Consider the following 23,366-nt stretch of genomic DNA (forward strand, 5'->3'; position numbering starts at 1 on the left):
TCATAAAAAAAGACCCAAATAGGGCCTTTATTCAAATAGGAAAATAATTATTTATTTTCTTCTTTTTTCGCTTTTAAATTTGCTGCGTGGTCAATCTTGTAGTCTGGCATTTCAGTTTTACCATTTAACAAGTAGTTATCCATCCAACGCATTAAACGTAGGCTGTAATCATATTTAGCAGCCATACGCTTGTTACCATGACCTTCGCCTGGGTAGTAAATTAAGCGTACGTCTTTACCTTGTACTTTCATATAACGGTAAAGTTCCATTGATTGTGCTGGGTGAACACGAGGATCGTCTTTACCGTGCATGATCAGTAATGGTGTTTTAGATTGACCAGCCCAATAAATAGGCGAACGCTCTAAATACCATTGCCATTTGTCCCAAGGGTAAGAACGCGCGTGTACGAGGTGCATTTCGTTCGAAATGTCGGTAGTACCAAACTTTGATAATTGGTTAGTTACACCAACAAACATTACCGATGTTGCAAAATGTTCAGTGAGTTTTGTAGCAGCCCATGCTGATGCATAACCACCGTATGAACCACCTGTAATACCAACTCGTTTAGTATCAACTAAGCCTTTATCGACAAGGTGTTGCTTAAAACGAACAAGATCGTTGAACTCTTCGCCTGCATAGTCATTTTGACCAAGTTTAGAGTAGTCAACGCCTTTGCCTGTTGAACCGCGGTAGTTAGGGTAAAGTACTGCGTAACCACGTGCAGCAGCTACTTGACCAGGACGCGAGTAGTTAGTTACCCATCCATCTTTGTCGTGACTTTCAGGGCCACCGTGAACCGACATAATAAGCGGATAACGAGTACCTTCTTGGTAATCTAACGGATAAACAAGTACGCCATCTAAACGTGTACCATCTTCTGCTTTGAACGAGATAGTTTCTTGTTTAGCTAGACGCTTGTCGCTTAACCAGGCGTTTGAATTTGATACGCGAATATCTTTTTTACCACGTAACATAAACGCTTCAGTCGGGTGTTTACGTGAGTGACCAGCAAACGCAACTGTCTTATCTGAATCTGAAATGGATAAACGGCCAGCAATCAATTTACCGCGTTTAAGCTTAGTTTTGTATTTGCTTGAGCCCGGTTTAATTGTTGCGATAAAGCTCTCAGTATCAATTTGCGCTACGAAGTGCAAAGTATTTGATTTATTTGCCCATTCGAAATCGCTGATATGGCCTTCAAAATTAGGTAACCAGTTTTCAATTTTACCTGATTCTGCATCCGCCAAATATAAGCGGCCTGTTGCTGGGTCGTGCTTGTCTTGTGCACCAAGAATTGCAACATACTTACCATTAGGTGAAAACTCTGCAGCACCTAGTTTTCCTTCAGTTGCAAATGACGTAACTACTTTTTTGCTTGAAAGATCAAAGATATGCCATGTTGATTTCATGTACTTATCGTCGATAAGCGCTGAAGGCTGTGTTTTAACTAGTAGCTTTTTAGCATCACTTGACCAGTTAACATCGCTTACGTATTGGTCAATTCCTAACCCTTCAAGGGCGATTGGCTTTTCGTTAACAGCTAAATCAACAACCATTAACTCTGCTGTTGTTAAACCAAGCTCATAAGTTTCTGCTTTAAAGCCTAATTTTGCTAATTCTTTGTCTGTTTTTGGTTTAGCCGGCTTTGCAATAATCGCTACGTGTTGGTTATCTGGGCTTAGATCATAAGACGAAATTGACGTGCCTTTTAAGGCAATTACTTTTTGCCACTGACCACCATTTACCGGTATACGGTAAAGGGTTTTAAATTTGTCTTCTTTAAATTTTGCTAAGAAGTAAACAAACTTACCGTCAGCAGAATACTCAAGACTTGAGATATTTACTTTACCAGTAATGAAAGGGCGCTCATTACCTTTCGCGTCAGTAAGATAAAGTTCGCTGTAGTTAAAACCATCTTTTTCTACATAAATTTCACGTGGCACAGAGCGTGTAAATGCAACTGCATCGCCATCTGGGCTAATTGCAGTTTGGCCAACTGATTGGATTTTTGTTAAATCTTCTAGTGTTAGTGTGTCATTAGCAAAGGCAGCGCTTGTAGATAAACCTAGCGCGATAGCTAATGCTGATTTGATTAGTTTCATTGTGTCCTCGTTTACTGATTGTCAGCGAGTAGTAGTCTAAAATGACGAAAGTAAAAGGCAAGAAAATGCGATAAAAAAAGGTGACTTACGTCACCTTTTTATAAATTATAATGCTTCGATAACTGCTTGGGTAAAGTCAGTCGTACCGTGGCTACCACCTAAGTCGCGAGTAGTACGGTCACCTGTTTTAATTACGTGAGCAATGGCTTTACGAATACGCTCAGCTTTTTCTGCTTCACCTAAATATTCTAGCATTTGAATAGACGCAAGAATCACAGATGTTGGGTTAGCAAGGTTTTTACCAGCGATATCTGGTGCACTACCGTGTACCGCTTCAAAAATAGCAGCATCTTTACCAATATTTGCACCTGGTGCCATACCTAAACCACCAACAAGGCCAGCACATAAATCAGAAAGGATGTCACCGAATAGGTTAGTTGTAACCATTACGTCGAATTCTTCTGGGTTCATTACTAGCTTCATACATGTCGCATCTACAATCATTTCAGCAGATTCAATTTCAGGATAACGCTCAGCAACTTCACGCGCTACTTTCAAGAAAAGGCCCGATGTCGATTTCAGAATGTTTGCTTTGTGTACAGCAGTTACTTTTTTACGACCTTCACGTTTTGCTAGTTCGTAAGCGAAAGTAACGATTTTCTCAGCACCTTCACGTGTGATCTTTGACATTGCCTCTGCTTCAGTTCCATCTTCAGATACAACTTGGCCAAGACCAGAGTACATACCCTGTGTATTTTCACGGATTGTGATGATATCAATGTCGTCGTAACGCGCTTTAGTACCTTCAAATGACTTAACTGGGCGAACGTTAGCGTACAAGTTAAACTTTTTACGTAATGTAACGTTAATTGACGTAAAGCCTTCACCTACAGGTGTCGTTAGCGGACCTTTTAAAGTGATTTTGTTGCGTTCGATCGCATCAAGGGTAGCTTGTGGTAAAAGCTCACCTGTCTTTTCTAGTGCAGCTAGACCCGCATCAACAAATTCATACTCATAATCGCAACCAACTGCATTTAGGATCTCAAGCGCTGAATCAATGATGCTTGGACCAATACCATCGCCTTTAATAACCGTAATGGTTTGCTTAGACATTAAATTTTCCTTTAACTGAATCGAGCTACCCGGCTGGGTAACTGTGTACGTGAGATTGTCACGAACAAGCATAGCATCGTAATGCCAACTGGTTAGTTATTAATGCTTGCTCATATTATTATTCAACGGCTATTTATAGCAATTTTTAGCAGATTAATCCACAAAAGGCGTAAAAATGACGGTATTTGTAATTATAAAACCATGTTAACAGGACTAAAGTCTAATAACTTGGTTAAATAATTATCTAAATTTTCTATTTGAAGTTGTTGTTGAGCATAAATCATCTGCTGCTTTACGTGCGCCGGTTGTTGTTCTAACGTTTGGCCTAAGTAAACCAAATTACAAAGTACTAAGTGGACAAAACACGCACTGTGTACCTCTGTACCTTCACTTAACTGATACCCGCTTTGGCTAATTTCAAAAAATGGATTTGATTTTACCTGCTCAGGTAATTCTTGGTTATGTAACGCATAGAAATTAACTAAAGAGTTAATATCTGTAATGCTGTGTTTGGGCGTAGTGGTGTTTATCGGCAAAACTATGCCATGCGGAAACAGTTTGAACGTAAATGCAATGTACTTTAATGCGTAATTGATGACTTTTTGACATGGAAAATGCGGGTCGATTATTTTGTAGCTTTCAATAAACGCAATCAACACAGAAACACGGTTTTCAACGTAATGCCAATTGAGCTTTCCTAAACTACGTAAACGTTGCAATAACTGCTGATTTTCTAATAAGTCAGGTAGTTGCTCGATGCCTACCAGTGCAATGGCGTGCCTAATATCTGATATAGGATTGTGTGAAAATCGCTGTGCTAAATTAAGCACTAACTTGTTGGCATTTGGATTTTTTGCAAGCTCGCCAAGTAATTTTCCAATACTAAAATGCGCCGCTTTTCGAATTACATGTAAATCATGCGTAGTAAAGTATTCATTAATATGAGGTGCGTTGACGAACTTCACTAGCTCCGGCAAATTTTGCCACAAACCAATAAGCGATTCAATTTGATTCGTCGCGGCAACGCGATGCTTGACTACACGTGCACTGGTTTTTACTTCTTTAAATGACTTACTATCGGTGTGGTAACAAAGCAATTTATTGTTTGATACTTGTCCTAATACACGTAATTCGAGTCCTTCGTTTCGAACCGCCTCTCCGGGTAATGGGTTATTAAATAGTTGGCCAAGTTCAGTTAAAAGTGACTTATCTTCAGTACGTGTTGTCTTTAAATAAACAGTGTGTATTGCATCACGTAAGGTGCGCGCTGGCATATCATAAACACAGGTAATCGCTTTAGCCAATACGTAACTTAAACGCACAATTCGGTTATCGATAGAATAGTGTGGTTGCTGTTTTATTTTAGCGACAAGACCCGTTTGCAATAACGGTAATTTGCTTAAATGCGGTTTAATAAACTGATAGGTATAGCGATAACGATTTTTGTAGCGCTCATGTTGTTTTGCATTTAACGAAGTTTTTGAAGCAACACAATTAAGCTCGTTAGATATAGATACACAATGTGATATCGCACTTTGCAGTAATTTTACGCATGCGATACGATTTAAACCGCTTATCTTTGCAAAAATACAAATTAAAATACACTGGCGACTAATCAAATTAGTTGCGTAACTGTACTTTGCGTTATAAACAGCAAGGGTTGCTATCGAAACGTGTTGATTAGCGTGAAATGTTTCTTCAATGCGTGTCGCGGCATCAACAAGTAATGGGTAGGCTGAGCGCCATTGGGTTTTGTCATTATAAACGTTAAATAGTTTGTCTAAACTATCCACGCTCTCCATTAATTGCTGGGCTAAATCCACTCAAATGTTCACTTATTCTTCGTTAATTAACTCTATCATACGCAATTTCTGCGCCAGGACCCCACGCAACGAGTTGTTCATTTTTGAAAAACATCCCCGTGCATTCATCTTTGGTCGTAATACCATCAGAATGTTCATGCTGCGTGCGGTAATAGATAATTTGAAATACGTCGTCACCTTTGCGCTTTGCAAACGTTAAGTCAGGCGAACCTAAATTGTTGAATACTTGGTCTAAAAATACAGGAGAGTCGGCCTTTAATTTACTAAGATAGCGTTTGTTGAAAGATTCCCTGTCTTGCCAATACATGCCTTGTGGATCGTCTTTATAAAAGTTGATAATAAGGCCCGCGGCAATCGCATAAATTCCTAACCCTAAGACAATGTATTTCAGAATTTTATTATTCATACTAAGAACTCGGTAAACGTAGTGCCTTCAAACTGAAACCAAGATGAATATCTTGACGCAAACTTACCAATAGCTTAGCACGAATATAGGCATCATGATTGTCGTTTAACTTGTTGAAAACACGTTTTAACTCATCTGGATAGTCAGCCGCTAAAAGGGCGTCTTCAACTGACGGGAATTGCGTTAATAAATTGACTGCGCCTTGCTTGCCTATTCCACTTACCCCCGGAATATCATTCGTTTTATCGCCGTTAAGCGCCCAAAAATCCGTGAGTTGTGAGGGGGCTAACGAAAATTTGTCAATTACAGACTGAATCGAAATATATTCGCTTTTAAAGTAGTCATACACATGAATATAGTCACCAAGTAAAGGTAAAAAACCTTTGTCGGTAGAGACTATTGTCGACGTCACTTTATTGGTAGACGCTTTACTTGCCAGTGTTGCGATTACGTCGTCTGCTTCATCGTGCTCAGGTACATAAACCGTTATGCCAAGTTCTGAAAATGCTTGGTAAAGTTTAGGCAGTGCGTCGGCCAACTCATTGGGCATTGGCTTTCGTGATTGTTTGTAATCTGCGTAATAGTGATAGCGCCAGCTTGTATCACCATCAAACACGGCAATAGCATGCGTTGCGTTAGTATTTTTTAACAGTTTTCGCGCCGCATTAACGACCCTAAAATAGGTGTTTTTGGCTGCCAAACTTGCATCATTTCCTGCTTGTTGACTATCAACAGCATAAATTCGCCTTATTAAATTAAGCGCATCAATAAGTAGTAAATGAGTTGCCATGAATACCTTAACGTTAAGAAAAACTAATACGCGTTGTAAATGAACTTAATTATGAACATAAAAAAGGCGCTAATGAAGCGCCATTTTACCTGTTTTTATTCAGAATATTAAGTTTCTATACGATAGCAGGGGGTATAAACCGCACCAGGTAGTTTCATTCTTCCTTGTGCTACAAATGCGGCGAGCAGCTTATCCATTTGAGTCATTAATTGTTTGTCGCCCGAAAGTGCAAACACACCATGGCGCTTAATCGCTTTAATGCCTTCATCTTTAACGTTACCGGCAACAATGCCAGAAAATGCACGCCTTAAATTAGCGGCCAGTTGCTCTTTCGGTTGGTTTAAGTTTAAATTAAGGTTTGCCATATTCTTGTGTGTTGGCTCGAACGGTAATTGAAATTCAGGTTCAATTTTCAAAGACCAGTTATAATGGTAAGCATCGCCTCGCTCTTTACGGTACTCTCTAACGTTAGCCATATTTTGACTAAAATACTTACCAACCGCTTCAGGGTCATCAATGATCACTTTAAATTTAGAGAGAGCTTCTTCGCCAAGGGTCTCTTTTACAAAGTTAACCAGCTCATCAAAATAAGCACGTGACGATTCAGGGCCTGTTAACACCACCGGCAGTGCTTGTTTTGCGTTATCAGGGTGAAGCAAAATACCCAATAAATAAAGTAATTCTTCGGCTGTGCCTGCACCGCCCGGAAAAATAATTATACCATGCGCAGTTCGAATAAATGCCTCTAGGCGCTTTTCTATATCAGGTAAAATTACCAGCTGATTAACAATTGGGTTAGGGGGCTCGGCCGCAATAATACTTGGTTCAGTTAACCCTAAGTAACGGTTTTGCGTAAAACGTTGTTTTGCATGTCCAATTGTGGCGCCTTTCATTGGGCCTTTCATTGCACCTGGTCCACACCCAGTGCATATGTTTAAATTACGTAAGCCTAGTTGATACCCAACTTCTTTGGTGTACTTGTATTCAACCTCTTTAATAGAATGCCCGCCCCAACATACGATCATGTTGGGATCTTCACTTGGCTTTAATACCCGAGCATTGCGCAGCATATCGAATACAACATGGGTAATGTGTGATGAACTCGTAAGGTTTATTTTGCCGTCTTGATATTTGTCTTTAATAAACACAATGTCGCGAATAACTGCGAGTAAATGTTCGTTAATACCGGTAATAATTTTACCGTCGACAAATGCATGCTCAGGGGGATTAATAAGTTCTACTTTGATACCGCGCTCACGGCACAGTAAGTTGATATCAAAGTCTTGGTATTTATCGTAAATTTCAACACTGGAATCGGTATGGCTGCCGACATTAAGCACCGCGAGCGAACAATTACGGAATAAACGATAAAGTTCGCTGGTTGATGAGCGTTTAAGCGCTTCAACTTCTAATTGTGAAAGTAAATCTAACGCGCCTGTTGGATTGATCTGTACTTGCATAGGCGACTCCTTGTACGTCTAAACTATATTTAAATTATGCAAATTATAATAAGCACTTAATTTAAATATAGTTTTTTATCATCACTAAGCAAGCTAATTTTTTAGAACAATGCGGTCACGTCCTGAATTTTTCGCTTGGTACAAAGCTTCGTCTGCACGGTCGAAGGCTTCTTGCATTGAATCGCCTTCTTTTAACTGAGTTGCGCCGAACGAGATGGTAATGGTTACTGATTTTTGTTTAAATTTAAATGGAATCGCCTTAACTGACCGCCTTAACTTTTCAAGCGGTACAGAGATTTGCTCTAACTTGCTATGCGGCATAATAAGTACAAATTCTTCACCGCCAAAACGCGCGATAAAGTCGGTAACACGAATTGCTTTTTTGAGTGCTTTTGCAACTACCTGCAAAGTTTTGTCGCCAGCACTGTGTCCGTAATTATCATTAATCGATTTAAAATGGTCGATGTCTGCAACGACAATACAGAGATCATGACGGTCTCGTTTAAAGGTGTTGTATTCAAGAGTAAATCGCTCATCAAACGCAGCGCGATTTGGCAATTGAGTCAGGCTATCTTGTAAACTCTTGAAACGTTGCTCGGCTAGACGCTCTTGATATTGCTCGGTTTCTTTCTCGAGTTTATCAACACGCTTACCCATTTCTTTTAACGTTGTAACTAGCTCTTCTCGTTCTTGTTGTTCAAGTTTCTCTTTATTAGCGAGATCTACGGTCAGCGATTCCATTTTTTCGGAAATAAGCTGTTTTAACGTAGTAATATTTTGGGCTTCGTCAACATCTTGGCTAATGGTGTGCATTTTGTGCTGAATTTGCGCGTTTAAATCTTCCATTTGCGAGTTTATTTGGCTAGAGCGTTTTACCGACTCCATTAAACTCGCTTGCAATAAACTTAGCGTTTCGTTGATTGCAAATAAGAACTTCTGTGCAGAGGCACGTTCTTGTGAAATCGTCTCAACAATGATTCGGATAATTTCTACGCAACAATCAAGCAAAACAGGTAGACTAAATTCCTGTGACACTTTTTGTTTTATTGAATCAATGCGTTTACCACTTTCGCCTTCAAACGCTAATTCACTGAGTAAATTTTGTAACTCTTGAGCAAGCTCTGCAGATTCTACTATGGCGTCACTACCGTCAGCTTGGTGTTTTTTCTCTAATACCGAATGGTAAATTTCTACAAGGCGCGTTAAAACGGGAATAAACTCGGTGGTTGCTTTTACATTTTCTAAATCACTTGTTAGTAAAATGCGAAGATTACGACGCAAGTCATCAGGCAACCCTTTCTGGCGCTGAAGCTTTCTACCAGCGGAGTCGACGCTTTGATGTAATGCCTTTAGATTGGTTTCTGCGCGAGAGGCTTGCTCTTTAAATAGTTTCGAGATCTCTTCAAGTAGCGGAACTAACTGTTCGTAATCAACACCTTTTTGAATCGTACTGCGATACTTTGCTAAGCGATTATCTAATTCAAGGTCTAAGCCTTTGCAAACTAACGATAGTTTGGCGATGAATTGAGTTAAATAGTCAACTTGTACTTTATAAGCATGTTCGAGTTGTTTACGCCCTTTGATTGCTGAGTCTAACTTTGTGCGTAGAATACTAACTTGCTGAGACACCGTAATTTTTACCTATTTCTTTTGAGCAGTTGAAGTTTATCTCAATGCGCTATCAATTTCGAGTCAAAATATGCTTATACTAAAGCATAGTTGCTTTTTAAGAATTTGTTCTTATTCGATTAAATACATAAAATTTAAATAGTTAGCTTATCTATTGTTGTGATGATTTGGATTAAGGTTTTGAATCTTCTCAGGTATAGCGATTTTGTGGTAGCTTGATTATTGCTAATTTAATGATAATCACACCTCACGGTTATAATTATTTTGTTACATCATGGTTACTCAATTAGTCATATCGCTATATATAGAACATAAACAGTAGGCGACTGCCTCAGATGCTGGTATTAAAAAGTTAAAATTGCTAGGGTTACGTAATTTTCTACTTTACTTAATGGTTTTATGAAACGTTTTATTCCCGCTTTTCTCCCGTTTGTTACGGCGTCATTATTTTATACAAATCCGGTATTTGCCAAGGTTGATTATCAACTAACGATTGCACAAGGTGAACATCATTTAGGTAACGTTAGCGCCGAGTTTCCGAGTGGTTCAGAACAACTAATCGTGAAGTTACCTTCGTGGCGTACTGGCCGTTATGAATTACTGGATATGGCAAACGGTATTCGATTATTTAGCGCGCAAGACGAAAGCGGTAACGCGTTAAATTGGCAAAAAATCGATTCTAACTCTTGGCAAATTAACACCACACCTAATCAAAAAGTAAAAATCAGCTATCAAGTTTATGCAAACGAATTAGGCATGCGTTCCCGTCATATTGATGATAGCCATGCATTTATTGATGCGTCAGGCTTTTTTATGTTTTCCGAAGCCTATCGTGACCAAAAGGTGACTGTGGACTTAAACGTACCAAGTGATTGGCGCAGTGTATCAGGCATGGAAAATGGTGAACACGCCCATCAATTCGTCGCCGACAATTATGATATTCTTGTTGATTCACCCATCGAAACCGGTATTAACAAGCTATTCAAATGGCAAGTAGATGGTCGCGACTATGAGCTTGTTGTATGGGGTGAAGGTAACTACGACACTGATAAAATGATTACTGACCTTAAAAAGTTAGTTAAAACAGGTTCAGATATTTGGCACGCCTACCCATATAAACGTTACGTATTTATGGTGCATGCGACCAGTGGTGCAAGAGGTGCGACAGAACATCTCAACTCAACGATTATCCAACGTCAGCGTGATTCTTTTCGTGAAAGAGATGATTACATAGGATTTATTACCACCGCTTCTCACGAATTTGTTCACACTTGGAATGTAAAAGGGTACCGCCCACAAGGCTTAACGCCTTACGATTATACAGACCATAATTACACAGATTTGCTCTGGGTAGCGGAAGGCTCAACCAGTTATTTTGACGACTTATTGCTAATTCGTGGTGATATTATTACGTTGAAAGAATACTTTAAGGGTTTGTCTAAAAATATTAATAAACATCTTGCACGTCCTGGACGTGCGATTCAATCCGCATCTGAAACCAGCTTTGATAAGTGGATAAATCAAGGTGGCGATCATGATACTAACTTTTCGACCAATATTTACAGTGAAGGTGCGTTGTTATCATGGGGGCTAGATGTAAAACTTATTTCAGATAGTAATGGTGACGTCAGTTATCGCGATGTTCATCGCGCGCTTTATAAAGATTTTGCTTTGCCAAAAGGATTCACCAGCGGTGATGTAAAATCGATTTTAAAAGCGGTATCGGGCAACGATTACACCGCGTGGTGGCAACAAAATATTGATAGCCCCGCAACGCTTAATTTTGATGACATGCTAAACACAGTTGGCCTTAAGTTTGATTATCCAAAAAACGTTAGCTTTGCCGCAAGTGCTGATTTAAATGGTGATTATAAAGATGGCCAAGTATTTATAAATAAAGTTAAGCGCGAAGGAAGCGCATGGAAAGCAGGATTAACCACTAGCGATATTATTGTTGCGATTAACGGTAAACGAATTAGCGAACCATTCGATAAATACCTGAAACGCTTTAAGCCAGGTCAATCAATTGATATCAGTTATTTTAGACGTGACACCTTACATTCAACTAAATTAATACTGAGTGAAAAAGCGAGTAGCGCTAAGGTAATTAGTTTAGTTAAAAAACCGTCTCGCAAACAAAAAGCATTATTTAAAGCGTGGTTAGGTGTCGATTACCCTAAAAGCCTATAAGTTACGAGCAAGTAACGTGCTCAACCAATGTTGAGCACGCTACTTTAATTTTCAATAAACCATTTCTGTTATTATTCATTTCTAATAAATGTACTTAGTAAATAACGCATTGAAAATTAGTTGTTTACTTTAACTGCATTACACTCAAAAATAACATGACTCAATTACACCCGAAGGAATAGTCGTGTTTAAAAATATACTTAAGTCAGTGCTTTTATTGATTGGACTTGTCAGTGTTTCAACTTTTTCAAAGGATTATAGTAGCCTTTATAAAAAGCTCGATAAATCTGTCGTTATTATTTATTCAGATAGCCAAGAAGTAAGAGCGGAAGACGACAAATTAGTGACCAAAACCGCAAGCAGCTTGGGCTCAGGCACACTGATAAATCAACAAGGCTTAATATTAACCGCGGCGCACGTAGTAAATAGTGCAGATGAACTTACGGTCACGGTAAAAGAACGCGGTACTTACAAAGCGAAAGTATTGGCTAGCTTTGAAGCTGCGGATATTGCATTAATTAAATTGATCAGCAACGAAACTGATTTCCCGTTTGTAAAACTGGGAGATTCAAATAAAGCTGAAATTGGTAATGAGGTGTTTGTTATTGGCACGCCTTATGGGTTAGAACACACATTAACAGTAGGGCACTTCAGTGGTAAACGCATTTATCAGCGCCCTGGATTTAATAAAATTGAGTTTATTCAAACAGACGCAGCAATAAACCAAGGTAATTCCGGCGGCCCGTTATTCTTAGAGAATGGTGAATTAATTGGTGTTGTCAGCTATATCCAATCACGCTCTGGCGGTAACGAAGGTCTTGGTTTTGCTGCAAGCACTGCAATGGTTAAAGATATTTTAATCGCGCAACCTATGGTGTGGTTTGGTTTTGAATACACATTTTTAACGCCTGTCATGGCTGCAGCACTTAATATTCCGCAACGTGCAGGGTTATTAGTTGAAAAAGTAACAACGCAAAGTTTTGCGGAAAAGCTGGGGCTTAGAGGCGGGATCGTGCCAGCAATTGTCGATAATAATCCGATTATCTTAGGGGGGGATGTTGTTTTGTCTATTGGTCCACATATGTTAACAGGTGAAGAGCAAAATTATCTTAATATTCTTAATTATATGCGTTCACTCAAAGGTGGCGATAAAGTAACGTTTAAAGTGTTGCGCTTAGGTCATGAAATAGAACTGGAAGCAGCGTTACCAAATTTAAAAATTAAACTTAAGTAAAACATTAAGCTCAAAGTTAAAAACAAAATTAGCACCTTAGTTTAGTAAAGGTGCTAAATATTACCTTAATTAACAAATCGATATCTAACGCGCTACAAATAAAAAAGAATATTTAACCCTTTCTTTTCAGGTAGTTTATACTTATGATAACGTCACATTAAAAGGAGTTTAATAATGGCAAAATCACAAGGCAAAGGATCTGTTCATAAAGACATTATATTGTACTTTATTCTTGTATTGGCAATCGCCGCAATTCCAATCTTATATTTTCAATTTATTCAGTAAGCTGTATCAACACGCACAGTATTTGACTGTAGATAAACGACCCTCACCGATGAGCCTTTGCTAAATTGCATTTGGCTGTCGTAATCCTGTATTACCATAACGCGTTGTTTATCTTCAGTTAAAATCATCATTTCAATCAGCTTTACAGTGCGCTGGCTGTAATCCGGAACATTATTTTTAGCTATCGACGCACCTATGATTGATCCGAGTATGGTCGCGGCAACTTGACCGCTGCCATCACCAAATTGGTTACCAATAACACCACCAATCAGTGCTCCACCAAAGTGTTTCCAACCAGCTGATTTATCACGTATCAATTCAGTATCAGTAATATGGCGAACAGTCTCTACTTTGCCATAAACCACTTTTTCTACGGGAACCGCTTTATTACGCTCATAACCAAGGGTTTGAAAACTCACTATAGCTAAAACGAGTATCGAAATTATGACAAAAATGCGCATATTCATAGCATTACCAACCTACACGTTTTTTCTCACGATTTTTACGGATCTCTGTTTCATCAGCCCATTCAACTAAGCCAGTTTTAAGGTCCATTAATCGCATAGTGAATTTGTAATAAACATCTTGTTTGTCTTTGTTGAACTTTACAATGCTTGAAAGATTGCCATATAACATATATTCAGCGCCAACATGCTGTCCAAAAGCAATCGCCTTACTTTGATCTACCATGCCACCATCTTGCTGAAACGTTAATTGCTCACGGGCTGCTTCAACACGCGCCATATCAACAAAACGCACGCTTCCAGAGCGTAATAGTTTTGTTGAGATAGAGTCTGTAATTGATTCTGTATCTATGTGTTCGCTGGTTTTGTTCTTGATACGTTCAACGAAAAAGATAGGTCTGCCATTTTGACTAAACTCTTTCATCGCAGCAGAAACCAACAGCGAATCCGTCATTTCAGCCGCAACTTTTTGTAAGTCGGTTGAACCAAAACCAATGTCGACTGTTTCTACTTCTGTTGCATCGCCATATGTCACCACTTCTCGGTTTGCACACCCACTAATCGCTAATGTTGTTAATAGGCTTAATGTAAGTAAACTGTTTTTCATAGTAATTCCTTAATATTTTTCGCACAGAGGTTATGTACTAAAAGCGATAAATTGTTTCGTTGATTTCGCTTACATACAAACGAAATTTCACAACGTCTTTTGTTGGTGCAATGGCACCTAAATTTACAACTTGATGACCGTGGAGTGGCAATGACTTCCACGGCTCTTTACCTTGCTCAATTACAAAGCCGTCTTTATCAAACCAATTAAAATGGTACTGCAGGTTTTGCGTTTTTTTATAGCTGCTGGTTAATTCTAAATTTACGTCAAGCAGGCCATTGGTTGTACGCGTGAGTACATTTGAAATGACTAATCGTTTTGCAAGTTTTGGATTATCAACTTTTAAATGCGCCTGCCAATTATCGTTTGCTGTGATCTGTTCGGTTCCTGTTCCAGATGTGACGGGCTTGCCGGCACAACCTTGTAACAACGCAAATAAAATTAAAATGCCAATTATGTTTTTCATATTCATCACCTATATCGTATAAACCGTTGTATTTAGTGTCGAACCTAGATTAACGACCTTAATCAAAACGGATTTGTTACCATCTGTTGAAAACGAAACGGGATGTGTTATCCCATTTAAATTTATCGAAAGCGTATGCTCACCGCTTGTAAGATACGTTTTTGCAATTTGATAATTATTCGCAAGCGTTAACCACGAGCGAGTATCTGCACGCTCGCTCGCAAGGTTGTAAAGTGTTGCGATTATATTGCCAACATCACCGCCATTGCGCGCGGCGCTTTTTCTAAATTGCTCTTTTGCGATTAGCCGTGTTATTTGCCTTGCAACGATTCCGGGCATACGCTCCTTTAAATCTTTTGCCGCAAGGGCTGTCAATTTAACGATTGTTTCGCTTTGTAATGTTTGTTCGCCAATATTAATAGATAAAGGTGCTGCGTATTCATGGTTATTTGCATAACTTGGTAATGCAACACTATAAAAACGAATATCATCGCGAGATGTAAATATTGGCAAATCGATACGGGCTTCTTTTTTTTCAGGAATTAAGCCTTGCTCTATTAACACAAGCACTGGCACTTGGTTATTCTTTGTTAGCGCCTCAGCATTAAATCGCGCTTTGAAATAGTTATATTCGTCATCAAAGCCAAGGTACTTAGCTAAACGCAAAATATCTTGCTGTAAATAGGTGTTTTCAGGATAAATATCGATTGCACGTTTGTAATCGATATAAGCTGCATTGTATTCACCCGTAGCTTCGTATAAAAACCCTGACAAATAAAACGTAAACGCATTTTGAAAGCCATTTTTAACCGAGCCAATCATATCGTCCATAGTTGGATAGCGGCTGTATAGGTCGTTTAAATCTAACGATGTTTTTGCTGCTGCTTTTTCTAATTCGTTTTGGTTTTTTTTAAGTGCCTGTTGCTGTACTAAATTAGCGCGTCTAACTTCTACCAACGCACCTTCTATATTTTTTAAAGCGACATAGTTAAGCGATTGTAATGTGTGCACCATAGTTTGTTCAAAGTAGGGCACGCGGTAGTCTCTTACATTGTCATTAGTTAAGAACGAAGCTGTTGTTTGCAATCCTTCACTGATTTCAATATCTGCCGCAAAATTTTGTTTATCAATTTGAAGTAGGGCCTTTTCAAATGCGACTTTACTGTCTGCGTAATTTTCAGTGAGTTGTAACACCCTAGCGTTTTCAAGCTGACCTAGCGTATGAGATACGTTATTTGCTGCATGTGCTGGTAACAAACTCGCAGCCTGTTGTATTTTCGCGCTCTGTAATGCGTTACGCGCAGGGGTGAGTTGTTCAGTGTAGTTAGAAAATAGCTGCCCGCTGGTTATGCTGCTACAAGCAGGCAAAAGTACCAGTGCACATGTAATAATTGAAGCATGAAATACTAAACGCAAATTTCACCTAACAGCCATATTTATTAAATTAAATTCATATACAGTATGAGCGTCTAAATAGTTTATTTCACGTTTTATGTTGTTGAAATTTGTAAGTGATTAATAACAAAAAAGCCATGCAATGCATGGCTTTTTTTGGAGCTAACCTTAATTAGTTAAACGTTGGCATTGAACGCTCATCTCTTCTTGGTCTGCTTTTCTTTTTAAATGTTTTAATAGAACGATCGTCGTTGCTACGCTCACGTTTACGAGGTGGACGCTTACCACGATTTTCAGAATCATATTGAGCGTTTGCACCTTCAACAATGCTTGGGTTAATTTTATGACGACGAATTGTCACGTTCTTTAATTTTTCAAAACCTTGGCTAGGCAACGTTTTTGGTAATTCAACGTGACAGTGGTTATCAAACAGTTTGATATTACCGATTTCTCGAGAATTAATACGTACTTCATTCGCAATTGCGCCAACGATGTCACTTGGTTTAACACCTTGTGCACGACCAACTGCAAATTTATAGGTAGCGAAATCACCTGGATTACGACGTTCACGACCGCCTTCACGACGACCATCTCTGCCGCCGCGCTCACGGCCACCTTCACGACGACCATCACGTGCGCCACGCTTATCTACCGGATCCGCTTGTGGGAATAGTGGTAGTTTTTGCTGTAGTTGATACAACATTGCAGCTGCTAATTGTTCCGTTGTAATTTCACTTTCTTCAGTGAACTTTGCAAGTACCTCAGTGTATTTTTCAAGGTTCGGGCTTGCTGCAACGCTTAGTAGCTTTTCTTTTGTTTTTTCAATGCGGTGTTTGCTTAATTGGCTTGCATCAGGCATTTCGAATGGCGTGATCTGACCTTCAGTTGCACGTTCTAGACGGTTAAGAAGGCGCATTTCACGGTGTGATGCAAATAAAATCGCTTCACCTTCACGACCGGCACGACCAGTACGACCAATACGGTGAACATATGATTCACTATCAAATGGTAAGTCGTAGTTAATTACGTGGCTGATACGTGGTACGTCAAGACCACGCGCTACAACATCGGTTGCAATTAGAATGTGAATACGACCATTTTTAAGTTGGTCAACGATGCGTTCACGGTCTTGCTGCTGCATATCACCATTTAGTGCTGCTGCCTTGAAGCCTTTGTTTACAAGGTGCTCGGCTAGCGTTAGTGTGTCGTTACGAGTACGTACGAATACAATCATTGCATCGTAATCAACAACTTCTGCAATACGCTCTAGACCCGCTGTTTTACCAATAGCACCTACACGCCATGCACGTTGTGTGATGTTAGCTTTTGCTTGTTTTTCAACAGCAATTTTAACGTGAACAGGATCAGTTAAGAACTGAGACGTAATTTTTTTAATAGGTGCTGGCATAGTTGCAGAGAAGAACGCCATCTGCGTATCTTCTGGCACATGGTCTAAGATCCATTCGATATCGTCTAAGAAACCCATGTTAAGCATTTCGTCTGCTTCATCTAATACACATGCTTTTAGGTTGTCTAGGTTTAAACGACCTTTTTCAATGTGGTCCATCATACGACCTGGTGTACCTACAACAATTTGTGGGCCACGTTTTAGATCGCGGTTTTGGATAGTATAAGATTGGCCACCGTAAACAGTCGCAATATTTAAGCCGCGAATGTTTTTAGCGAAATCTGTAATTGCTTCTGCTACCTGAATAGCAAGCTCACGTGTAGGACATACCACTAACATTTGTGGTGCGTTTAGGTTTGCATCTAGGCGTGCTAGTAGTGGTAAACCAAATGCTGCAGTTTTACCTGTACCTGTTTGCGCTTCACCTAGTACATCTTTACCTGCTAATAATGCCGGAATTGACTGTTGTTGGATTGGAGTTGGCTCTACAAAACCAAGTTCTGTAATTGCACTTAGAATAGGGGTAGGAAGGTTTAGTTCTTCGAATAAAATTTTGTCGTTTGACATCTACTACTCAACTTTTTTGCGGCTTTCGCCTAAATAAGATACACGGAGGTAGAGGCCAAAATGTAGAAATATACATGGCAGCATATAGCACCCAAATAGCGTTAGCTATTTTAGTTATGTTTGGTCTTTACCTCGTCACACAGTTAACGCGTAATTTAGCGTTCATTCCGACGATTGGCTGATAAAGTCCCAAAACACAGCGCTTGCCGGAGTTGGTGCACTATACAGTAATATACTGCCAATGCAAGTAATTTAGCGGTTTTGCGTTGATTTTTTAAAATCGATCTGTTTACTATTTAACCACTCATTACTGTTAACAGCTTCTTTATTAGGACATTTTATCTTATAGGCTATACCCGTCCACGCGCTTTTAGTTGCGAGGTTTTTAATAAAGGATTTGCCGTTTTGTGCGTATGATTTTCCATTATTATATTTTAATGTTAGGTGCTCAGCGGCACGTTTCGCTGAATGGGGAACGCCATTGCGTATAAACGAACAATTGCTTTGTTTTATCTCGTTTATTAAAAATTTTACCTCAAGCGGCATAGCTCTATGGGCAAATATTTTATAGGTCATTGAATTCAAGCTCCGCAACAACAAAGGCATGATCAGATAAAGTGCCTTCAACATTGAAATATGACTTAAAAGTAAAGTGTTTAGATACCATTATCCAATCCAGTCTTTTTGTACCAAAGGTATTTAGTATATTTGACTGTGCGTTATAAATACGTAAGCCATAGTTATCTGATAAGGTTTTAACGATTGAATTTTGCCAACGCCAATCGGTATTAAAGTCGCCCATAATTATAATTGGGGCGTCCAAATTTTTAAGTTTGGTAAGAAGTTCCTTAATTTGCTTATTACGTACTGATGCTCTCGAGAAATCTAAATGCAAAGAAACCAGAATGATATCTTGAGTTTGCTTATTTAAATTAACCTTAGCGTAACTAAAGCCCTTATTAGTTGTAGGCCAACTTGGGGCAAACGTAATGCCATCACAATTTATAAGCGGAAGTTTAGAAAAAAGTGCGGTTCCATAGTCTCCCCACCAGGAGTTTACATGACTCGTAGCGACGTAATTTTGAAAATTTGTTCGTTTTAATAAGTAATCAACATGACTAAATTGACCGCTCCACCAAGACGCCTTGTCGATTTCTTGAAAAGCGACAATATCGGGATTAATTTGATCCACCCTTGTCGCAATCGCGTTTAAATTTGTTTTAATCTGCTCAATTGAGCTGGTTATCTGAGAGAAATTGGTACCGCGCCCGTGGGCGATGTTGGCGCTCATTACCGTAACTGTATTTTTCTGAGTATGTGAGGCAGAGCGAGTGTTATCACAATAACTACTGGCTGCAACATTTAAACACCAGACGCTTATCATCAAAATGGTTAACTTAAATACTTTTTGCAAATTGGTCACCTTTAGCTTGCTAATTTCATCGTTAATATGAAAACAGCTTGTTAATGATGTGAGCTTAATGATCACTGAGTTAGTTTAATTTGTAGACAGTTTGGTTTTAGCTATATTTTCCATTGTTAAACTAAATTTAGTGTATATAATTCGCTCAAAATTCATTTAGGAGCTATATTATGCTTAAGTTAATTTCAGTACTTACTCTCACTATGTCGTCATTTGCCTTTGCAAGCAACGATGTGTCTAAAGATACATTCTATACTTCTGTATGTAATGTAGCCAAAACGAATGGATTTCAAGCTGCTAAAGCATTTGCAAAAGAGCAGGGCGTATTTATCAGTGAACATTATTCAGATATCGCGTGTAATGGCGTTTCACTTAAAACCTTTGCGAAAACGCAAAAAGAAAATCAAAACTCAACGCAAGAGTTTAATTTAGTAGATGATAGTGACGAGACGCAATTATGTGCAAAAGCGGCTAAGCTTGGTGTTAAAGCGGTTGCGAAGCGAAGCAAGAATGTTAAAGCACTTACGTGTAATGGCATGCCAGTCACTGAGTTTGTGAAAAGCATTAATACTGCAAGCTAAAGTAAAATTGTATTTAATTAAAAAAGGTGTGATTTTTAATCACACCTTTTTTTGTATTAATTCGCTAAGAACTCAGCGCGAGTATTGCTATTGGTTTTGAAATCGCCACCTAATGCAGTGGTTGATGTTTCAGACGTGGCATCCATTACACCACGGCTTTTAACACAATAGTGAGTTGCGTTAATTGATACTGCAACATTGTCAGTTTCAAGCAAGGCTTGTAAAGCAATGAGTATTTGCTGTGTTAATCGCTCTTGTACTTGAGGGCGCTTAGCAAAAAAGCGCACAATACGATTGATTTTAGACAGACCGATGATCTTTTCATTTGGAATATAAGCGACCTTGGCGTAACCATCGATGGTAACAAAATGATGCTCACAGGTACTCGTTAGTGAAATGTTATTCACTTTAACCATTTCATCTACTTGCATTTTATTTTCAATTAACGCAATTTTTGGAAAGGTTTCGTAATCAAGCCCCGAAAAAATCTCATGCACATACATTTTTGCAATGCGATGTGGCGTTTCGGCTAGGCTATCATCATTAAGATCAAGCCCGAGTGTATCAACAACTTCTGTAAATAAGCCTTTTAGTTTGTCATATTTTTGTTCTGAACTAAGGCCTACGTCTTTGAGAGGTGTTTCTAACCCCTTAGCAATAAGCGCTTCTTTTACAAGAGTGGCTTCTTTGGAAATCATGTTACTTCCTAAATATGGCTGAACGATAGCCAGTGACCTCAATCAATAGTAATTGAGATGATTAACGACGCATTTAAAGGGGTATATTGTAGAGATTTTGCCAAAATTCACAATCATAAAAACGAATTCTATATTTCAAAACAACCACTTTGCTTAATTTATACACTGCCACTTATTTGGCAATACGCTATTAACACTTCATAAATAGTTTATTTTCTAATACCTATATCTAATTTACACACACAAATGTATTTAACGCTAAAACTAGTAAAGTGAAAATAAGTAGGGTAGTTTTGTAGAATCTATGAATAAATAGTCAGTGCTTATTATGAAATTACTTGCGTTACTCTCTGTAGTAATTCTGTTTGTTTTGTTACTCAATCTCTTTGGGAAATTCTTAGCTAAGAAAGCGGGCAAAAATAAATAGGAATTTAAATTCGCTTCTTGGTAGAATAACTTCACGATTAGTAAAGAAGTACATACTATGGATTTAGTTCAGTCCCTTTTTAATTATGCTTGGCAGATTGTTGTTTACTTATTCCTGCTTTGGCTCGTTTATTATTTCTTTACTAATACCTCTCGTACCACCAAGGTATCCGTTACGATTGCATCAGCACTTATTATCGCAGTAGGCGTAAGTACTGGCATGTTAGAAAGCCAATTCAACAATATTGATGCTGCGTCTGAACAACATATTAAGCATATCAAAGCGATACAAGAAACTTACGATTCTTAGTCATCCAGTACATTTGAGTTATCAACAAAGCCTTTTAAGGTTTTATACAACACGTTTTTATCAATTGGCTTAGCGATGTGGCTATTGAAGCCGATGCGGTGATAGTTCAATACATCGTTTTTCATCATATTCGCCGTTATCGCAATGATTGGAACATCGGCATTTTCGCTTTTTATACGACGACACGCCTCCATGCCATCCATTTTCGGTATTTGAATATCCATTAAAATTAAATCGGGTGATAACGCTGTAAATTGTTCAACTGCATCAGCGCCGTTAGTGACAAAGTGAAGTGTTGCATTGGTTGCCTCCATCATAGCTTTGATAATAACGGTGTTAAGTGCGTTATCTTCCGCTATTAAAATTGATAGGTGATTTAAATCGGGTGGGGTAATTGTTTGTTCTTCACACACCAGTGTATTTTTTTGCTTTGCGTTAATGGTAAAAATACAGACACCTGCGTACCTTGGTTAATGGTGCTTGTTGCGCTGATTTCCCCTTCCATTATAGTGACGAGGCTTTTCGTAATTGCCATTCCTAAACCGGTGCCACCAAACTTGCGGGTAATACTCAACTCGGCTTGGGTGAATCGTTCAAAAAGTTGAAGTAAAGCGTCTTCACTCATGCCAATCCCTGTATCGGTTACCTCAAAACTCACGCCGTTAATGTTATGTAATTGTTTGCGGCAAACTGACACCGTAACACCACCGGTTTCTGTAAATTTCACTGCGTTTGACGTTAAATTAAGTAAGATTTGACCGACACGAACCGGATCGCCAATCCATAAATCACTTATGTTTTTATCTCTTTCTATGGTAAACGAAATGCGTTTTTCGGTCGCTAACGGTAAAACGTTTGACGACAAACTTTCTAAAACGTCAACCAAAGAAAAATCAACCTGTTCAATATTGATCCGCTTAGCTTCAATTTTAGAAAAATCCAAAATATCATTAATAATTGTCAATAAAGCTCTACACGAGAATAGCGCCTTTGAAGCTAAGTCGATGTTTTTAACTTGCTTTAAATTACCTTGTAGTAATTGTAATGATCCCATAATGCCATTCAGCGGTGTTCTAATTTCATGACTCATATTTGCTAGAAAATCGGATTTAACGCGCGCGCCTTCCAAAGCTTTATTTGTTAGTTCGTGTTCTTTATTATTTGCTGATATTAATTTAATAAAATAAATAGCGAACAAACAAAGAAAAATCACAATACTGGCAATATGAACGCTATAGGCCACAGAAAAGTGGTTGTTAATTAATTTTCCTTCCTTTGTTAAACGAGATTTAAGTTCACTATCAAACTGTGCAAGCGCTTTAAGTTCGGGTAAATCATCCACTTTAACAACAGCATCAATTTGTTCACTGGTTTTGTCTTGGCTAACCATAACTAAAACGACATTTAGCTTTTGTTCGTAGGCATTAACCGTTTTGCCAATGATATTAATTGACTCAGGCGTATACTGATTAAACTGCTTAAGCCTTTCTAAAGTAAACTTTATGTCTTGTAGGTTTTGATTAAGTAATGGCAGGTAACGGTCTATGTCTTTACGTAATACTAAATTTTTAAAATTATGAATGAATCCGCCGTATCCCATTTTTTGCATAAGCTTGTCATGTAATGAGTATACTTGCTGTGCATCAGTTGAATACAAACGCCATTGCTTATCAACCTGACTATAAAAATACAGTGAGACAAATGTAAGCGCAATAGCAGTTACAATAACCGCGATTGTGTATATGCTGAGTAATTGACGTTGTTTTTTTATGTCACTCATGTAAAACGTAATTTATAAAATAATTTATTCTTTATATAGTTAAGAACATAATTCGAAAATTGCACTAAAGAATTGATATAGGTTGATAAGCAATGACGTTACACCTAAAAACCTGTAATGTACGTTAGGTGGTCTGGTGATAAGGCGATACTTTACGAATATTAACTCCCCATTTCTTTTCCAGTTCTTCAGCATGTCTGTAGTAAGTT

The 23,366-nt window shown here is 38.5% G+C and carries 21 protein-coding genes; 4 read left to right on the top strand and 17 right to left on the bottom strand.

The window, feature by feature from the left end:
- Positions 1-47: 47 nt before the first annotated feature.
- The 7 genes from AN214_RS05745 to AN214_RS05775 all read right to left on the bottom strand — a co-directional run bounded on the left by AN214_RS05745 (position 48) and on the right by AN214_RS05775 (position 9,323).
- On the bottom strand, positions 48-2,102 hold the full coding sequence (locus tag AN214_RS05745) for a S9 family peptidase (RefSeq protein ID WP_054978825.1): 2,055 nt from the start codon (positions 2,100-2,102) through the stop codon (positions 48-50).
- A gap of 105 nt (positions 2,103-2,207) precedes the next feature.
- Positions 2,208-3,215 (bottom strand): isocitrate dehydrogenase, encoded by a 1,008-nt coding sequence (locus AN214_RS05750; RefSeq protein WP_010559151.1) that lies wholly within the window; start codon positions 3,213-3,215, stop codon positions 2,208-2,210.
- Between the two features lie 191 nt (positions 3,216-3,406).
- A complete protein-coding gene (locus AN214_RS05755) occupies positions 3,407-5,008 on the bottom strand; it encodes a hypothetical protein (RefSeq protein WP_161805662.1) in 1,602 nt (533 codons plus the stop codon).
- A 52-nt stretch (positions 5,009-5,060) separates the two neighbouring features.
- Positions 5,061-5,444, bottom strand: a complete 384-nt coding sequence (locus AN214_RS05760) for a DUF3192 domain-containing protein (protein WP_010559153.1) — start codon at positions 5,442-5,444, stop codon at positions 5,061-5,063.
- 1 nt (position 5,445) lies between these two features.
- On the bottom strand, positions 5,446-6,234 hold the full coding sequence (xni, locus tag AN214_RS05765) for a flap endonuclease Xni (RefSeq protein WP_054978827.1): 789 nt from the start codon (positions 6,232-6,234) through the stop codon (positions 5,446-5,448).
- A gap of 107 nt (positions 6,235-6,341) precedes the next feature.
- On the bottom strand, positions 6,342-7,694 hold the full coding sequence (gene ppnN / locus AN214_RS05770) for a nucleotide 5'-monophosphate nucleosidase PpnN (RefSeq protein WP_054978828.1): 1,353 nt from the start codon (positions 7,692-7,694) through the stop codon (positions 6,342-6,344).
- 93 nt (positions 7,695-7,787) lie between these two features.
- The gene (locus AN214_RS05775) at positions 7,788-9,323 is read right to left on the bottom strand and encodes a GGDEF domain-containing protein (RefSeq protein WP_054978829.1); all 1,536 of its coding nucleotides are present in this window, start codon (positions 9,321-9,323) and stop codon (positions 7,788-7,790) included.
- 399 nt (positions 9,324-9,722) lie between these two features.
- Here AN214_RS05775 and AN214_RS05780 point away from each other — a divergent pair, with 399 nt between their 5' ends.
- Both AN214_RS05780 and AN214_RS05785 read left to right on the top strand, forming a co-directional pair.
- Positions 9,723-11,513, top strand: coding sequence for a M61 family metallopeptidase (locus AN214_RS05780; protein WP_054978830.1), 1,791 nt, complete (start codon positions 9,723-9,725; stop codon positions 11,511-11,513).
- Positions 11,514-11,697: 184 nt separating this feature from the next.
- Positions 11,698-12,747, top strand: a complete 1,050-nt coding sequence (locus tag AN214_RS05785) for a S1C family serine protease (RefSeq protein WP_054978831.1) — start codon at positions 11,698-11,700, stop codon at positions 12,745-12,747.
- A 278-nt stretch (positions 12,748-13,025) separates the two neighbouring features.
- On the opposite strand, the gene AN214_RS05790 is transcribed toward AN214_RS05785, so the two are convergent.
- The 7 genes from AN214_RS05790 to AN214_RS05820 form a co-directional block, all read right to left on the bottom strand.
- The gene (locus AN214_RS05790) at positions 13,026-13,493 is read right to left on the bottom strand and encodes a glycine zipper 2TM domain-containing protein (protein ID WP_054978853.1); all 468 of its coding nucleotides are present in this window, start codon (positions 13,491-13,493) and stop codon (positions 13,026-13,028) included.
- A gap of 10 nt (positions 13,494-13,503) precedes the next feature.
- Positions 13,504-14,103, bottom strand: coding sequence for a penicillin-binding protein activator LpoB (gene lpoB / locus AN214_RS05795; RefSeq protein WP_010559160.1), 600 nt, complete (start codon positions 14,101-14,103; stop codon positions 13,504-13,506).
- Between the two features lie 37 nt (positions 14,104-14,140).
- Positions 14,141-14,569 carry a YcfL family protein gene (locus tag AN214_RS05800; protein ID WP_054978832.1) on the bottom strand — a complete coding sequence of 143 codons (429 nt, stop codon included), beginning with the start codon at positions 14,567-14,569 and terminating at the stop codon, positions 14,141-14,143.
- A gap of 9 nt (positions 14,570-14,578) precedes the next feature.
- Positions 14,579-15,985 (bottom strand): COG3014 family protein, encoded by a 1,407-nt coding sequence (locus tag AN214_RS05805; RefSeq protein ID WP_054978833.1) that lies wholly within the window; start codon positions 15,983-15,985, stop codon positions 14,579-14,581.
- Positions 15,986-16,136: 151 nt separating this feature from the next.
- Entirely contained in the window at positions 16,137-17,939 is a 1,803-nt protein-coding gene (locus AN214_RS05810) for a DEAD/DEAH box helicase (RefSeq protein ID WP_054978834.1), read from the bottom strand.
- A 252-nt stretch (positions 17,940-18,191) separates the two neighbouring features.
- Entirely contained in the window at positions 18,192-18,515 is a 324-nt protein-coding gene (locus tag AN214_RS05815; RefSeq protein WP_235576713.1) for a DUF5329 family protein, read from the bottom strand.
- A complete protein-coding gene (locus AN214_RS05820) occupies positions 18,505-19,353 on the bottom strand; it encodes an endonuclease/exonuclease/phosphatase family protein (protein ID WP_152960718.1) in 849 nt (282 codons plus the stop codon). The genes AN214_RS05815 and AN214_RS05820 overlap by 11 nt, the downstream gene beginning before the upstream one ends.
- A gap of 179 nt (positions 19,354-19,532) precedes the next feature.
- Between AN214_RS05820 and AN214_RS05825 the strand changes: the two genes are divergently transcribed.
- Entirely contained in the window at positions 19,533-19,943 is a 411-nt protein-coding gene (locus AN214_RS05825; protein ID WP_054978837.1) for a DUF3718 domain-containing protein, read from the top strand.
- Positions 19,944-19,999: 56 nt separating this feature from the next.
- Here the strand turns inward: AN214_RS05825 and folE are convergent, their stop codons facing one another.
- Positions 20,000-20,641 (bottom strand): GTP cyclohydrolase I FolE, encoded by a 642-nt coding sequence (gene folE, locus AN214_RS05830; protein WP_054978838.1) that lies wholly within the window; start codon positions 20,639-20,641, stop codon positions 20,000-20,002.
- 484 nt (positions 20,642-21,125) lie between these two features.
- Here folE and AN214_RS05835 point away from each other — a divergent pair, with 484 nt between their 5' ends.
- Complete coding sequence (locus tag AN214_RS05835) at positions 21,126-21,377, top strand: hypothetical protein (protein ID WP_054978839.1); 252 nt, start codon at positions 21,126-21,128, stop codon at positions 21,375-21,377.
- Here the strand turns inward: AN214_RS05835 and AN214_RS05840 are convergent.
- Positions 21,374-21,790 carry a response regulator gene (locus AN214_RS05840; protein ID WP_054978840.1) on the bottom strand — a complete coding sequence of 139 codons (417 nt, stop codon included), beginning with the start codon at positions 21,788-21,790 and terminating at the stop codon, positions 21,374-21,376. The genes AN214_RS05835 and AN214_RS05840 overlap by 4 nt on opposite strands.
- A complete protein-coding gene (locus AN214_RS05845; protein ID WP_054978841.1) occupies positions 21,754-23,157 on the bottom strand; it encodes a HAMP domain-containing sensor histidine kinase in 1,404 nt (467 codons plus the stop codon). The genes AN214_RS05840 and AN214_RS05845 overlap by 37 nt, the downstream gene beginning before the upstream one ends.
- Positions 23,158-23,366 lie beyond the last annotated feature (209 nt).

Origin of the sequence: Pseudoalteromonas sp. P1-9 (genome assembly GCF_001399975.1) — a bacterium.
In the GTDB taxonomy this organism is placed as follows: Bacteria; Pseudomonadota; Gammaproteobacteria; order Enterobacterales; family Alteromonadaceae; genus Pseudoalteromonas.